Genomic DNA, 15,233 nt, shown 5'->3' with positions numbered 1-15,233 from the left:
ACAAAGGAACACCCTAAGGGTGTTTCCTGTTTCCTGTTTTTACATGCAACTAGAACAGATCCTTTTTGGAAAAAATCCACGCAACGATCAGCGTCAGGGCCAGGGTCAGGCCTAAAACAATGGCAAAGCCGTAAGGACTGTTCGCAAAGGGGATTCCCCTGGAATTGACGTTCATTCCATAAAAGCTTGCCACCATGGTTGGTATGGACATGACAATGGTAATGGTTGCCAGAAACTTCATTACAATATTTAAGTTGTTTGATATAACGGAAGCAAAAGCGTCCATTGTTCCGCTTAAAATTCCGCTGTAGATATTTGCCATCTCAATGGCCTGCTTGTTCTCAATGATGACGTCTTCCAAAAGCTCCGTATCCTCCGGATACTTTTTGATTTTTTCATTTCTCATGAGCTTTTCAAGCACCATCTCATTGGAACGCAGGGATGTGGTAAAGTACACAAGGCTCTTTTCCAGCTCCAAAAGCTCAATAAGCTCCCGGTTCTTGGTGGATTTGTGAAGCTTCTCTTCGACCACTCCGCTTTTCTTATCAATGATTCTTAGATATTGCAGGTACAAGGATGCATTCTTATACAGGATCTGCAGAATAAACCTGGTTTTCATATACGTATGAAAATCCCTCACCCTGCCGTCCATAAATGCATTGAGAACAGTAGTGTCTTCCAGACAGACCGTAACAATGGCTTCTTCCGTGGTTATGATCCCCATTGGTATGGTTACATACCAGTCCTTGCCGCCACGCTCCTCTATGGAAGGAACGTCAACCAGGATGAGCGTGTAATGGTCCTCTGTCTGGATACGGGAACGCTCTTCCTCATCAAGGGGCGCTCTTAAGTCATCAGGATCGATTTTACAGGTGTTGGCGATTTCCAGGATCTCCGTGGCAGTAGGGTCTGTAAGGGCAATCCAGGAACCCGGAGAAAGCTCATCCTTTTGCTGAATCAGGCCGTCTTCTGTTTTATAAATCTGAATCATAGCTTTTCTCTCTTTCACTGAAAAATCTTATTGGAAACGTTGGCAGACTTTGACTTATACATTATAATTTCCCAGGCCATTTTTGTCAAACGAAATGAAACCCCTTTTCGTTAACTTAAACAAATTTTACTAGTTTTAACATATTTTTAGCACGTTATTGCAATTGTATTATTTCTTATTTTATGTTAAACTGATGTTCGGTGAGCCAGAAACTTACTTCTACACAAAAGGAGGCAGGGGTTACCCCCGCGCATATGACTACATACCAAACATTAGGAATCGATATTGGTTCCACTACCGTTAAGATAGCAATATTAAATGAAAAACATGAAATCTTGTTCGCTGATTATGAGCGGCATTATGCAAACATACAGGAAACGCTGGCAGGCCTTTTAAAAAAGGCTTATGATAAGCTTGGTCCCCTGGACTTATGTCCTGCCATTACAGGGTCCGGCGGCTTAACGCTGTCCAGGCATTTAAAGGTTCCCTTTGTCCAGGAGGTGGTATCTGTTGCTACCTCTCTTAAGGATTATGCCCCGCAGACCGACGTGGCAATCGAACTTGGGGGAGAAGATGCAAAAATTATTTACTTCACCGGCGGCATTGACCAGCGAATGAACGGAATCTGCGCCGGCGGCACCGGATCCTTTATCGATCAGATGGCGGCGCTTCTGCAGACCGACGCCTCCGGCTTAAATGAATATGCGGCCAATTACAAGGCCATCTATCCCATTGCAGCCCGCTGCGGAGTATTTGCAAAGACAGACATACAGCCACTTATTAATGAAGGGGCCACCAGGGAAGATCTTGCGGCATCCATTTTTCAGGCAGTGGTAAATCAGACCATCAGCGGCCTGGCATGCGGAAAGCCCATCAGAGGCCATGTGGCCTTCCTGGGAGGCCCCCTTCATTTTCTTCCTGAACTTCAGAAGGCCTTTGTCCGCACCCTCCATTTATCCGGAGATGAGATCATCGCTCCGGAGCATTCCCACTTATTTGCTGCCACCGGCGCAGCCATGAATGCAGCGGAGGCCCAGGGAGGGAATGTATCCCTGGAGGATTTAATCAACCGCTTATCCTCCGGCATTCGGATGGAATTTGAAGTAAAGCGCATGGACCCCTTATTTGCGGATCAGGCGGATTTTGACGAATTCATTAACCGTCACAACAGCCACTGCGTAAAAACAAGCGATCTCTCTTCCTACCATGGAAAATGCTTTTTAGGAATCGATGCCGGCTCCACCACCACAAAGGCGGCCCTTGTAGGGGAAGACGGCACCCTGTTATATAAATTTTACAGCAGCAACAACGGAAGCCCACTTGCAACGGCAATCCGGGCAATAGGCGAAATTAAAGAGCAGATGCCAAAGGACAGCCAGATCGTATGGTCCTGTTCCACCGGCTACGGAGAAGCTCTCTTAAAATCAGCCTTCCTCCTTGACGAGGGGGAGGTGGAGACCATCTCCCACTATTATGCTGCAGCCTTTTTTGAACCAGAGGTAGATTGCATCCTGGATATCGGCGGCCAGGACATGAAATGCATCCGCATTAAAAACGGCACCGTAGACAGCGTTCAGCTGAATGAGGCCTGTTCCTCAGGCTGCGGCTCCTTTATTGAGACCTTTGCCAACTCCTTAAACTACCAGGTAGAGGATTTTGCACAGGAAGCTTTATTTGCCAAAAACCCCACCGACTTAGGAACCAGATGCACAGTGTTCATGAATTCCAACGTGAAGCAGGCCCAGAAGGAAGGGGCCCAGGTATCCGATATTTCCGCAGGGCTTGCTTATTCAGTTATTAAAAATGCCCTGTTTAAAGTAATTAAAATCACAAATGCTTCTGATCTTGGCCGGCATGTGGTAGTCCAGGGCGGTACTTTCTATAACAATGCCGTCTTAAGAAGCTTTGAAAAGATCTCAGGCTGCGAAGCCATCCGCCCGGACATTGCAGGCATTATGGGCGCTTTCGGCGCTGCTCTTATCGCAAGGGAACGCTACGAGGAATCCAAAACAACCTCCATGCTGAGCCTCGATAAGATTTTAGGACTTCACTATGAAACCTCCATGGCCCGCTGCAAGGGCTGCACCAACAACTGTGTGCTCACTGTTAACCGTTTTGACGGAGGCCGTCAATTCATTACAGGTAACCGCTGTGAACGAGGCCTTGGCAAGGAAAAGGCAAAGAGGGAAATACCAAACCTCTTTGATTATAAAAACCGCCGCATGTTTGATTACGAGCCCTTAAGCCCTGATCTTGCGGAGCGGGGAACCATCGGCATTCCCAGAGTCTTAAACATGTATGAAAACTACCCCTTCTGGGCCGTTTTCTTTAAGGAACTGAAATTCCGGACCGTGCTCTCACCTCAGTCTACCAGAAAGATCTATGAGCTGGGCATTGAATCCATACCAAGCGAATCAGAATGCTATCCGGCAAAGATTGCCCACGGCCACATTGAATGGCTGATGAAGCAGGGAATTAAAACCATATTTTATCCCTGTATTCCCTATGAACGGAATGAGACTCCTGAGGCAGGAAACCATTTTAACTGCCCCATTGTCACCTCTTACGCAGAGAACATCAAGAACAACGTGGAAGGTATTAAGACGGAAAATATCCGCTTTTTAAATCCGTTCATGGCTTTTACCAACGAAGAAGTGCTCACCGGACGCCTGACAGAAATATTTGCAAAGGAATTTCAGATCCCTGCATCTGAGGTTGCTGCTGCCGTTTCAAAGGGCTGGGCAGAGCTTATGGCTTCCAGGGCCGATATGGAGAAAAAGGGCGAGGAAACTTTAAAATGGCTGGAGGACAACGACCGCCATGGAATCGTGCTGGCAGGCCGCCCCTACCACGTGGATCCGGAAATCAACCACGGCATTCCGGAGCTTATTACCTCCTATGGATTTGCAGTACTCACAGAGGATTCCGTTTCCCATCTGGCTGAAATCGAACGCCCTCTGGTGGTTACTGACCAGTGGATGTACCACACAAGGCTTTACCGGGCTGCTGCTCTCGTAAAAAAGGAGAGCCGTCTGGACTTGATCCAGCTGAATTCCTTTGGCTGCGGTCTGGATGCGGTTACCACGGACCAGGTTAATGATATCCTAACCGGCTCCGGCAAGATCTATACGGTTTTAAAGATCGATGAAGTCAATAACCTGGGAGCCGCCAGGATCCGGATCCGCTCCTTAATTGCGGCACTGCGGGTGCGTGACAAACGCCATTACGAGCAGAAGGTAGTTTCCAGCGCTTATCACAGGATTATGTTTACCAAAGAGATGAAAAAAGATTACACCATCCTGTGCCCTCAGATGTCACCGATTCATTTTGACTTAATTGAACCTGCTATCCGTTCCTTCGGCTACCGGGTGGAGGTCCTTCAAAACGACAACCGCTCTGCCATTGATACCGGATTAAAATACGTAAATAACGATGCCTGCTACCCCTCCCTCATTGTGGTGGGCCAGATCATGGATGCCCTTTTATCCGGAAAATACGACTTGGACCGCACTGCTGTATTTATGAGCCAGACCGGAGGCGGCTGCCGGGCTTCCAATTACATCGGATTTATAAGGCGTGCCCTGGAAAAGTCCGGCATGGGCCATATCCCGGTCATCTCCGTCAATGCAAACAACATGGAGACTAACCCTGGATTCACCATCACCCTGCCCATGCTGACAAAGGCCATGCAGGCAGTGGTATACGGCGATGTCTTTATGAGAGTTTTATATGCCACCCGCCCCTATGAGAAGGTGCCCGGCTCAGCCAATTCCCTTCACGAGAAATGGAAAGAGCGGTGTATTCAGTCTCTGTCCAGGAAATCCCCGGACATGATGACCTTCTCCCGCAACATAAAGGGGATCATCAGGGATTTTGACAATCTGCCGAGAAATCCCGGCCAGAAGCCTAAGGTAGGAATCGTAGGAGAAATCCTTGTTAAGTTTTCTCCTCTGGCCAACAATCACATTGTAGAGCTTCTGGAATCAGAAGGTGCGGAAGCCGTTATGCCGGACCTGATGGACTTCCTTTTATACTGCTTCTACAACAGTAACTTTAAGGCCCAGAATTTAGGCGGCAAGAAATCCACCGCAGCCTTATCCAATATGGGAATTTCCCTGTTGGAATTTTTCCGCAGGACGGCAAAGAAGGAGCTGCTAAAGAGCAAACACTTCACTGCCCCGGCCCATATCGGAAATCTGGCAGACATGGCAAAGGAATTTGTATCCATTGGAAATCAGACCGGCGAAGGATGGTTTTTGACCGGAGAGATGCTGGAGCTGATTCACAGCGGCACCAACAATATCGTGTGCACCCAGCCCTTTGGCTGCCTCCCCAACCACATCGTTGGAAAGGGCGTTATCAAGGAGCTGCGGAAAGCTTATCCTGACTCCAATATTATTGCCGTGGATTACGATCCCGGCGCAAGCGAGGTAAACCAGTTAAACCGCATCAAGCTGATGCTCTCCACTGCTCAGAAAAATATGCTCAGAGGAGAAAAACCGGCGGAAACGGTATAAAAAAGATACCGGGAAGAGATAAAAGATCTTCCCGGTATCTTTTTTATTGCGTGTATTTTATGAGTTTCTCATTTCCTATGAGCCATCTTCCTGTATTCCCCCGGCAGCATACCCGTACTCTTACAGAACAGTTCCGCAAGCCTGCTGGCATTGGAATAGCCTACTACCTGGGCAATCTGACCGATAGGCAGATCCGTGTTTGCCAGAAGATTTTCTGCCTGGCTCATGCGGCGCTGCTGAATATATTGGGTGATGGTGCAGCCGTGATATTCCTTAAATATGGTTTGAAGTCTCCTTGCCCCGATATAAGAGATTTTCACGATCTGATCCAGGGAAATGTCCTGCAGGCAATGGTCGTTTAAATATAGCGTGATATTGTCCAAATCCTTAATATCCTGGGAGGACAGCCTCTTTTTAACTTCCTGTTTTTGAGCCTGTTTTTTACTCCATTCCACAATGAGGGAAACAGCTCCCGCAACCTTCCCCTGATAATAGAGCTTTGCTGCCAGTCCGCAACCGCGATAATCCCGGACCGTCTTCAACAGCCGGTCCATCTCCGGAAAATCTACTGTCTGCCCCACTGCCGCAAATGCGTTTAATGGATTGGTATATTCTCCCGGGTACCGGTCTTTTAAAAACCCCTCATAATACCTTGGCATAATTTCAATTCCAATGGATTTTACCGGGATTTTCTTATGTATCAGAACCTTATATATGCCATAACCGCCGATAAAACTCTTAACAGTTCCGGCTTCCAGCCTCCGGTAAGGAGAGAGCTCTTCACCGGAGATGGAGTCATACTGCATAATACCCAAACATTCAGGCCAGCAAAAATCCATTACAGTATCCTCATGGAAATAAAAATCATGAATTTTGACGGAAAACAAATCCTGCTCTCCATATAGCCAGAAGGTTCCCCTGCCAATGGTATCTGACAGCTTCCATGTTGAGCCGACTTCGCAATAAGTATGATTGTCCGGATCCGGCAAAAAACCATGTTCCGCAAATTGTTTTTTATAATATTCCTGAATCGTATTCATCATCGTTCCCCCATATTCCCAATACCTCAAAAGCGCAAACCTTTACCTTGAAAGTGAAAATCTGCCCAAAACCTATTGTAAGAAATTTGCCATACGTGTATTGTTATAAAGCAGTTAGCTTCGCCTAACCATCATGATAGCATAACGGAATGGCTGCGTCAAGAATGTGGCGCTCCGGCCTGTTTGCGAAGTTGCTGAGGACCAGATAAAAAGCTGTACTTCATAGAATAAAACGGCTTAAAAAGGAGGAAGGATTTCTATGCAAAATAAGAAAAGTCCCATTAAGCTATTGCTTCAATGGGCCGGACGGGAAAAGTATTGGATGTATTTGGCCATTGCACTGTCATTTATCAGCGGCCTTTTCACCATGATTCCCTACTATGGTATTTATCAATTAATGGAGGCCGTGTACAGCCGCACCTGTACCGCTGAATTTGTGCGGCATAACGTAGTGCTCATTGCGGTTGCAGTACTGATTCGATTCCTGTTGTTCGGATCTTCCGGCGTGGCTTCCCATAAAGGAGCTTACCGGGCACTGTTCAAGGTTCGGTGCATGGTTGCAGGCCACATGGCAAAGGTGCCGCTGGGATCGCTGAATGAGCGCAGTACCGGAGAAATTAAGACCGTGTTAAATGAGGATATTGAAAAGCTGGAGCTGTTTCTTGCCCATAACGTGCCTGAACTGACCTGCTATTTGACCGGTCCTGTTGTTATTTTCCTCTATTTAATGACAGTAAATGTACCTCTGGCTTTGATTTCCTTGATTCCGCTGGTCCTGGCCGCTGTTGTGATGGGCTTCATGTTTGTGAAAGCCTCCGGAATGATGGACAGGGCAAACCGTTCTGTGGCAAACTTAAACTCAGTCATGGTGGAATACATCAGCGGCATGAAGCTCATTAAAGCTTACAACATGGGAAGCAAGTCTTTCCGGAAATTTTCTTCGGCTGTCAAAGAGGAAAATGACGTCTGGAATTTAATGTCAAGGAAAATGGGGCCATTTTACGCTTCATTTATCGTTGTGATCGAGTGCGGAATGGTTCTGATGGTGCCCTTGGGCGGCTTATTCTATATGAAAGGCTCCATTACCGCCAGCGTGTTCCTGTTATTTGCATTTGTCGGCTCCATGTACTTAACGGAGATCCGCCCCTTACAGGAAATTTCCAGCAGCTTTGCCCAGGTGCTTACCGGTGTTATGAAAACAGAGGAAATTTTAAGCTGCCCTACCTTTGAGGGTGGCGGCCCCTTCCCGGACTGCCATGATATTGAGCTTCGTAATATCCGGTTTTCTTATGACGGAAAAACCAATGTGCTGGAAAATTGCAATTTAAAAATAAAGGAAGGCGAGGCAATGGCTCTGATGGGACGTTCCGGCGCCGGCAAAAGCACCGTTGCTGAGCTGATTCCCCGGTTTTATGATGTGCAGGAAGGCGAGGTGTTAATCGGCGGAAAGAATGTCAGGGAAATTGACTATGAAACACTCCTGCAAAATGTTTCCATTGTCTTTCAGAAAACATTTCTCACCCGTGACAGCGTTCTTGAAAATATCCGCATGGGCGGCCATGGGAGTCTGGAACAGGTGCGGGCCGCTGCAGAGAAAGCTCAGATTGACGACTTCATTATGTCTCTGCCGGATGGTTACGATACAAAGGTAGGCAGCTTCGGATCACGCTTCTCCGGCGGCGAAAAACAGCGCATCGCCATTGCAAGAGCTATCCTAAAAAACGCTCCCATCCTGATTCTGGACGAAGCCACAAGTGCGGCCGATCCGGAAAACCAGGTGGAGATTGACAAGGCAATCAAAAACCTGTGCAAAGGGAAAACCGTCATTATGGTGGCGCACCGGCTGAGCGCACTGAACATGTGTAACCGGGTGGCTGTGGTGGAAAATCAAACCATTACATCAGTGGGCACCCATGAACAGGTCAGGAAAGAAAATAAGTATTACAATCAGGCCTGGGCAGACTATGAGACAGCCCGCAGCCTGACCTATCAACTGGAAGGAGGCGGTAAGGCATGAAGGAAAATCCAATGAAAAAGGGAAGGAAGTTTTATATGGGCATGGTCTTGACCGTTGTTGAGGGCATGCTGTCCGGATGCAATTTCTTTGTCCTTTATGAAGTTATGAAAATGCTTTGGAAAGGAAATGCCGGGCTTCCCGCTGTTATGAAACTGGCGCTATTTCTTGGAATCATTTTTGTACTGCGGATAGTCATTTACAGCATGGGTTATACCAACAATCAGATCGGCGGGGCCGCCGTCAGCAAAAAGGTTCGTCTCTTCCTTGGCGACAAGATCAAGAAAATTCCCTTATCACGGTTCACTCAGGGACAGATGGGTCAATACATCAATATTGCCACCAGCGATGTCAATAGCTATGAAAAGATTTTGACCCATACCATGGGGAACCTTGTGAAAAATATAACGTTCTCTGTTATGCTGATTCTTTTTGTGTGGCATATCTGGCTTCCGGGCGGTATCATTCTGGTGTGTATTGAATTACTGCTGGTTCCATTCCTTTGGAAAGCTTTCCGTATTGTCAAAAAGTATGGTACGGAGAAAAATGCCGTATGCGCGGAAAATGTAAGCTGCATTGTTGAGTATGTTACCGGCATCCAAACCTTCAGGGCTTATGGAATGGGAGGTTCAAAAAATAAGACCCTTACCTCTTCCATGAGAGAATTTTGTGATATCAGCTATGCCTATGAAAAACATGGAATTCCCGTCAATGCAGTCCAGTGCATTTGCATTTGGGCAGGTCTGCCGATTATGATCCTGGCTGCCTCTGTGCCAATGCTGAACGGAACTCTTGACCCCACATCTTATTTGTTGATCAGTATTCTCCCCATGCTTCTTGCAAAGCTGGCGGATACCATTTCAAGAGATTTGATGAGCTATAAAAACCTGATGATTTCTAAAAATAAAGTGACGTGCATCATGAAAGAAAAAGAGGAAACCGGCAGTATGGAGGCGTTTACATCAAAAGCCTTTGACATTGCATTCCGGAATGTTGAATTTTCTTATGTGCCGGGAGAGCCGGTACTAAAAGGAATCAGCTTTACTGTGCCTGATCAGAAGCTGACTGCAATCGTAGGGGATTCCGGCTCCGGCAAATCTACTATTTTAAATCTGATTTCAAAATACTATGAGGCACAGGCCGGAACAATTTCCATTGGAGACCTGCCGATCCGGAATGCTGCCCCAGAGAGGATTTTAGAACAGATATCCATGGTCGACCAGGATGTGTTTCTGTTTGACGATACCATTCGCGACAACATCCGCCATGCACGGCCAGATGCCGTTGATTCAGAAATCGAAGCAGCCTGTAAACAGGCCAACTGCGACGGTTTTATCCGAAAGATGGAAAAAGGCTATGATACTCCTGCCGGAGAAAACGGCAATCTGCTTTCAGGCGGTGAGCGGCAGCGTTTGTCCATTGCCCGGGCCATTTTAAAAAACAGCCCCATCCTGCTTTTGGATGAGGCAACGGCCTCCCTTGATATTGAAAATGAGCTGGCGGTAAAACAGGCCATTTCCAATCTGCTGAAAGCAAAAAAGACCGTTGTGATGATTGCCCACACGCTTTCCATTGTGAAACACGCGGATCAGATTTTGGTAGTGGCTGATGGCAGGATTGCTGAAGCAGGCACTCATGAAGAGTTGCTGAAGAAAAACGGAAAGTATGCTGCCATGTGGAATGCGGAGCAGCAGCTTTCCGCATAGGCAAATATCTTTCAGATGAAAACCTATTTAAAACAGAAGCCGGGGAGATAACCATTCCCTCCCCGGCTTCTGTTTCTGTTTCTATATGGCAAGAATGGAATCCAGACATTGGTTTTCCACTGCATTCTTCAGCTCATAGCTGTAATTACGCAGATCAGCCTTCAGATAATCTCCCAATTCTTCCAGCCCGCCATATCCGGACTGTACCAGTTCATCAACCAATCCCTCCATATCCTGTTCCAATGAGGCTGTGGTATCCCGGTTTACATAACCGATGAGCCGTTCCAGCTCCCCATGGGTATATCCCTGGGCCCGGACCCTTTTTCCTGCTATGCGGCAGCCCAGAATGTTCCGCAGCACAATGCCCGCAAGATTAATGACCAGATCCCCGTGATCCGGGGAATAGGCCCTCAGCACATGGAGAACATATTCATCCGGTAATTTTCCAAGGAAAACCTGTTCCAGACTGACATATTTCACAAAAGCGCTTATGGCATCAATTCCCATCAAAGTATACACTGGATACAAAACCGGATAATCCAGCGTAAGAATATGATTCTGAGGCTGAAAACGCGGATCATAATACATAAAAAAAGAGGGGATTCCTTTGACAAATGTATCGTGATAACACCGGTTTTCATAATACTTAAAATCCGGAATTATCTTGTTATACAGAATCTGGGTTTCCTTCACCTTCTTCAGCACCGTCTCATATCCCAGGCTATAGACCTTTTTTGCCACTGCCTTCTCATCCATAGAAAGAAGCTCCCGTCTTTTTTCTGCATCTGCTTCATATTCATGGATACAGTACAAAACCGCTTCCATGAGCTGCCTTGCTTTTTCATAAGTAATGGAGGTACTCTCTTTTCCCGTATATTTATCTGCTAATTCCGCCACGATTGGAATTAGCTCTTCCGTCTCAAAACTCATCGTCGTCTTCATACAGATCTAATCCAGAACGGACGCGTCTGGCAAAAGCCTCCAATCCAGTGTCCTCCAGATGATCAAGAGAGCCCTGGCACGGTCCGTCAAACTGGTCTTTCATAAATTTGATCAGTTCATCATCGGTAATTTCATCCAATGATTCATTTTTATACAGGTAAAACATATCCTGAAGCCTTCCCAGGGAATCCACGTAATTATCCTGATAAATATACGGGGAATCACAAAACGCAAAAATCAGTTTCGGAAGGATACTCTCCCCGAATTCCACCCGCTCCTGCTCCTTTAAAGCATTTTTCCTCTCCCCGATAAGCAGAGATGCCTCCTCATCCGTTAAAACAAGGCCAAACCTTTTTGTATAATCATTGGCCGCTTTTACCCTGGCAATCTGAAAACCGTCGTTTGCAGTCTGTAGCCACTTCCCATCTTCCATAAAAAACCCTCCTATCTTCTGATAAATACAAAGTCTACTCCAGGCGGAGCGGAATTACAAGACTTGAAAAAAATTCATTTTTGTGGTATGATTATTGCACAAGAGATAAGGGTTTCCTTTCTCTTTTTCATTTTTTTCTGCCTTCTTTTTCAACATACCTTATGTTCCTGTTTCTGATTTCCAATCCAAAAACGGAAGCCTTCCATAATATGAATACAAGAGAAAAGAATCTTTATTAAATGCTGGCAGAAAAAGAAAACGACTATATCATCCTTTTATCAGATGAAACAGTCGTTCAGTTAAATAATATTCATATAAAATTGAATTACAGGCTTAATCGGAACCTACCTTATGCCCTGATGATAACAAATGCTCCGGCAGGTCAAGCCTGCATCTGACAGATTTTATTCTTCCAATACAATTAAACGCTTTTCTTCACCTGACTGATATGCTGCGTACATTACTTGAGCGGTATAATATGCCACAGAAAAATCCGATAAAGGTTTTCTTCCATATAGCACACACTCCATAAAATCCTGCAGTTCACCCAAGTACCCTCTTGTCAGCTCTTCATTCAATCCAACATTCTGCCAGCCCTGTTTATTTCCTAACTTTTCCGAAAAATACACATCTTCCAAACCACTATCATCTTCATGATATACTTCTAAATCATTGCACTGACTGATATTACAGCGATGCACAGAACTGTTAGTATAAATTTCCAGGGAGTTTTTCATTCCGCCCACCAAAATATCCGTAGATACTACATGGGCCTTTGTTCCATCTGTAAAAGTAATAGTCAAGTTTGCAATATCCTCTACATCCACCGGATCCGCATCAATATATCTACGTTCTTCCTTCTTTAGCGCCTTAGTGCATACACCTACATCAGCCAGCACGGACCGGATGCCAAACTGCTCGCCTCTGGCTTTTGCTTCCTCCTGTTTTAAAAACAGAACACCCGAAATCGGATGGCATCCCTGCCTGATCAAAGCACCGCCTCCGGTATACTTCCAGTTGGCAGCATGAAAGGCATGAGAGCCATTGTGGCTCTCCTCAGCCTGCATGAATAAGATTTTATCTTTGCGGGAACGTATGATCTCCAGACTCTTTTGCACCGCAGAAGCATATACCCAGTTCTCCGCATACATAAAATAGCGGTCACTGTTTTCCACAACCTCCCGTATCCGTTCAATCCGTTCCCTTACCTTTTCGTACATCTTGGCTTTTGGAACAGAAAGACCTACATAATCTACCTGGTCCCCTTCGTCAAAATAGCCGGTTAACGGCTTTTCACAGATAACATGCTTTCCTGCCTTTAAAGAATTAATAACCATTTCTTCATGTAAAAATGGAGGTGTGCAGATATCAATAACATCAATCTCTTCATCTTTTAACATGTCTTTATAATCTTCATACACAGCCGCAATGTTATATCGCTTAACAAACTGCTCCGTCTGGCTGGCCGGACCATTGCTGGCAACCGCCTTAATCACCACCTGCATTCCATAGATCTTTTCATAACCGTTCATATGCAATCCTGAAGCAAATCCGCAACCAATCATTCCCACTACTACTTTTTTCAAACTCATTCCGTCCTCTCATGATTATATTTGCGTTTTTTTAATTTATTAAACACCCCAAACTGCGACAATATTAAGCAGGTAATCACGATAACAAAAAATAAGCAAATAGGTCTGGTTACATAAGGGAGCAAACCTCCATTACTTAACTTAAGCCCTCGTCTTAAATTGGAATCAGCCATATTTCCAAGCACCAGCCCCAGTAAGAACGGAGCTGCCGGGAACTTGGCATAACTAAGTAAAAAGCCAATAATTCCAAATATAAACATAACCTTAATATCAAAGAAATTTCCACGGATTACATAGGAGCCGAGGACACAGAATACAAAAATGGCCGGCATCAGTGTCTCTTTTTTCAATGACAAAATCTTAACAGTTATCTTTGATACCAGCAATGCCAAAAAGAACATCGCGATTGAGGAAACAAGCAAATAAATGGCGATCTGATATAAAAACTCCGGTGTTTCAGACATTAGAAGCGGACCCGGACGGTACCCGTGCAGCCAGAATGCTGCAAGCAGAACCGCAGCCGAAGTACTTCCAGGTACTGCCAGAGAAAGTACCGGTATAACCGCACCTCCTACGCAGGCATTGTTACCTGACTCCGCTGATATAACGCCTTCATAGGCACCCTTTCCAAACTTTTCAGGTTCCTTGCTCAAAGTCCTGGTTGCCCAATAAGAAAGCCATCCGCCGATATCTTCCCCAACTCCCGGAACAATTCCTACAAATACTCCAATTAAAGAAGACCTTACGATAGCTGCAATATTCTTTTTAATCAACAATAGACCTTCCTTGATGTCCAGTTTCGTCATCTCCAGAATACTTCCCTCATCCTTTTGGAAGGAACGGAGAATTTCCGGAAAACCAAACAATGCTATCATCATAGGAATCAGCTGTAGTCCAGCCTTCAGATTCAGTATCCCAAAAGAAAAACGCGGATAAGCTCCTACCGTATCCAGACCGACTTGAGCCACCAGCAGTCCCATAAAACCAGCCATCCAGCCTTTCAGCGGATCCCCGTTGGAAGCCAGATTGCCACAGATCACAATACCAAAAAGTGCCAGAAGAAAAAACTCGTAGGTCTGGAACTTCAATCCGACGCCGCTAAGAAATGGGGTCAAGGTCAAAACACAGATAACACTTAAAATCGTTCCCAATGCAGATGCTGCTGTCGCTGTAAAAATAGCCAGACCTGCTTTTCCCTGCTTACTTAACGGATGTCCGTCCATTGCAGTTGCCGCAGAGGCCGGAGTTCCCGGAATATTAAGTAATATTGCGGATTGACAGCCGCCTGAGATAGATCCTACATAAACTCCTATTAAGGAAACAATCGCCGTCTCCTTTGATAAGCTAAACGTCAGACCAGTAAGCAGCGCTACTGCCATGGTAGAGGTCAGTCCTGGAAGCATACCAACGATTAAGCCAAAAAAAACAGATACAATTAATGTAAGAAAATTAACTGGACTCATAACAATCTGCAATGCCTGTAATAAATAATTTACTGCCATCCTCTTCTCCCTCCTCTATGGTAAAAGTACGCCAAATGCCATCTGAAATGTAACATAAACTGCCCCAACAATTATAACAGCAATCAATACAATCTTTATAAGACTGCCTACTTTCATATACATCATCATAGCTACAATAAAGATCAGTGTGGATATGACAAAACCCAGCATGGGAAGTAATGCAAAAACATAAATTCCCATAATACAAAGCCCGATCAAAGCCTTTTTAACGGTTTCAGAACGGACAACTCTTACAGCACTTTTTTTCACTTGAGCCATGGTAACAGAAATACCAATACCTTTCAGGCTTCTGCTCATAAGAATCCCAGCACAGATGAATAGTCCCGCACCCAGAATTAAGGGGAAAAATGCTGGCGAATAATACATTTTCTCGCCTGCATCCAGATACATACGAATACTGTCTATGATGACATAAATCGATAATAGTCCTGTCACCACCGCACTAAAAAAATCAATATATTTTTTATCTCCCATC

10 protein-coding genes are annotated in these 15,233 nt (G+C 45.5%); 3 read left to right on the top strand and 7 right to left on the bottom strand.

Translation table 11 applies throughout. From position 1 onward, the window contains the following. Nucleotides 1-49: 49 nt before the first annotated feature. Entirely contained in the window at nucleotides 50-991 is a 942-nt protein-coding gene (locus tag K401_RS0113905) for a magnesium transporter CorA family protein (RefSeq protein ID WP_024293509.1), read from the bottom strand. A 254-nt stretch (nucleotides 992-1,245) separates the two neighbouring features. Between K401_RS0113905 and K401_RS0113900 the strand changes: the two genes are divergently transcribed. Next, nucleotides 1,246-5,508, top strand: a complete 4,263-nt coding sequence (locus K401_RS0113900) for a 2-hydroxyacyl-CoA dehydratase (RefSeq protein ID WP_024293508.1) — start codon at nucleotides 1,246-1,248, stop codon at nucleotides 5,506-5,508. Between the two features lie 68 nt (nucleotides 5,509-5,576). Here K401_RS0113900 and K401_RS0113895 read toward each other — a convergent pair whose 3' ends face one another. Further along, nucleotides 5,577-6,551: a helix-turn-helix domain-containing protein gene (locus tag K401_RS0113895; RefSeq protein ID WP_024293507.1), complete on the bottom strand. Its 975-nt coding sequence runs from the start codon at nucleotides 6,549-6,551 to the stop codon at nucleotides 5,577-5,579. A 256-nt stretch (nucleotides 6,552-6,807) separates the two neighbouring features. On the opposite strand from K401_RS0113895, the gene K401_RS0113890 reads away from it, so the two are divergent. Then, entirely contained in the window at nucleotides 6,808-8,565 is a 1,758-nt protein-coding gene (locus K401_RS0113890; RefSeq protein ID WP_024293506.1) for an ABC transporter ATP-binding protein, read from the top strand. Continuing rightward, nucleotides 8,562-10,268 (top strand): ABC transporter ATP-binding protein, encoded by a 1,707-nt coding sequence (locus tag K401_RS0113885; protein ID WP_024293505.1) that lies wholly within the window; start codon nucleotides 8,562-8,564, stop codon nucleotides 10,266-10,268. Before K401_RS0113890 ends, K401_RS0113885 begins: the two co-directional genes overlap by 4 nt. A gap of 81 nt (nucleotides 10,269-10,349) precedes the next feature. Here the strand turns inward: K401_RS0113885 and K401_RS0113880 are convergent, their stop codons facing one another. The 5 genes from K401_RS0113880 to K401_RS0113850 all read right to left on the bottom strand — a co-directional run bounded on the left by K401_RS0113880 (nucleotide 10,350) and on the right by K401_RS0113850 (nucleotide 15,232). Then, the gene (locus K401_RS0113880) at nucleotides 10,350-11,210 is read right to left on the bottom strand and encodes a DUF6179 domain-containing protein (RefSeq protein WP_156945281.1); all 861 of its coding nucleotides are present in this window, start codon (nucleotides 11,208-11,210) and stop codon (nucleotides 10,350-10,352) included. Continuing rightward, complete coding sequence (locus K401_RS0113875) at nucleotides 11,188-11,643, bottom strand: DUF6323 family protein (protein ID WP_024293503.1); 456 nt, start codon at nucleotides 11,641-11,643, stop codon at nucleotides 11,188-11,190. Before K401_RS0113875 ends, K401_RS0113880 begins: the two co-directional genes overlap by 23 nt. A 404-nt stretch (nucleotides 11,644-12,047) precedes the next feature. Beyond that, complete coding sequence (locus K401_RS0113860) at nucleotides 12,048-13,235, bottom strand: Gfo/Idh/MocA family protein (protein WP_198018234.1); 1,188 nt, start codon at nucleotides 13,233-13,235, stop codon at nucleotides 12,048-12,050. Continuing rightward, a complete protein-coding gene (locus K401_RS0113855; RefSeq protein WP_024293501.1) occupies nucleotides 13,232-14,737 on the bottom strand; it encodes a tripartite tricarboxylate transporter permease in 1,506 nt (501 codons plus the stop codon). Before K401_RS0113855 ends, K401_RS0113860 begins: the two co-directional genes overlap by 4 nt. 15 nt (nucleotides 14,738-14,752) lie before the next feature. Further along, a complete protein-coding gene (locus tag K401_RS0113850) occupies nucleotides 14,753-15,232 on the bottom strand; it encodes a tripartite tricarboxylate transporter TctB family protein (RefSeq protein WP_024293500.1) in 480 nt (159 codons plus the stop codon). Between the last annotated feature and the right edge of the window lies 1 nt (nucleotide 15,233).

The organism is Lacrimispora indolis DSM 755, from assembly GCF_000526995.1.
Classification (GTDB): Bacteria; Bacillota; Clostridia; order Lachnospirales; family Lachnospiraceae; genus Lacrimispora; species Lacrimispora indolis.
Note: the sequence above shows the minus strand (reverse complement) of the source record. Positions and strands in the feature narration are given on the sequence as shown.

Bases quoted from the DNA above. Each gene is read 5' to 3' on its own strand.
- K401_RS0113855 (WP_024293501.1), bottom strand. From the start codon at position 14,737: ATGGCAGTAAATTATTTATTACAGGCATTGCAGATTGTTATGAGTCCA.
- K401_RS0113860 (WP_198018234.1), bottom strand. From the start codon at position 13,235: ATGAGTTTGAAAAAAGTAGTAGTGGGAATGATTGGTTGCGGATTTGCT.
- K401_RS0113875 (WP_024293503.1), bottom strand. From the start codon at position 11,643: ATGGAAGATGGGAAGTGGCTACAGACTGCAAACGACGGTTTTCAGATT.
- K401_RS0113880 (WP_156945281.1), bottom strand. From the start codon at position 11,210: ATGAAGACGACGATGAGTTTTGAGACGGAAGAGCTAATTCCAATCGTG.
- K401_RS0113900 (WP_024293508.1), top strand. From the start codon at position 1,246: ATGACTACATACCAAACATTAGGAATCGATATTGGTTCCACTACCGTT.
- K401_RS0113905 (WP_024293509.1), bottom strand. From the start codon at position 991: ATGATTCAGATTTATAAAACAGAAGACGGCCTGATTCAGCAAAAGGAT.
- K401_RS0113885 (WP_024293505.1), top strand. From the start codon at position 8,562: ATGAAGGAAAATCCAATGAAAAAGGGAAGGAAGTTTTATATGGGCATG.
- K401_RS0113850 (WP_024293500.1), bottom strand. From the start codon at position 15,232: ATGGGAGATAAAAAATATATTGATTTTTTTAGTGCGGTGGTGACAGGA.
- K401_RS0113895 (WP_024293507.1), bottom strand. From the start codon at position 6,551: ATGATGAATACGATTCAGGAATATTATAAAAAACAATTTGCGGAACAT.
- K401_RS0113890 (WP_024293506.1), top strand. From the start codon at position 6,808: ATGCAAAATAAGAAAAGTCCCATTAAGCTATTGCTTCAATGGGCCGGA.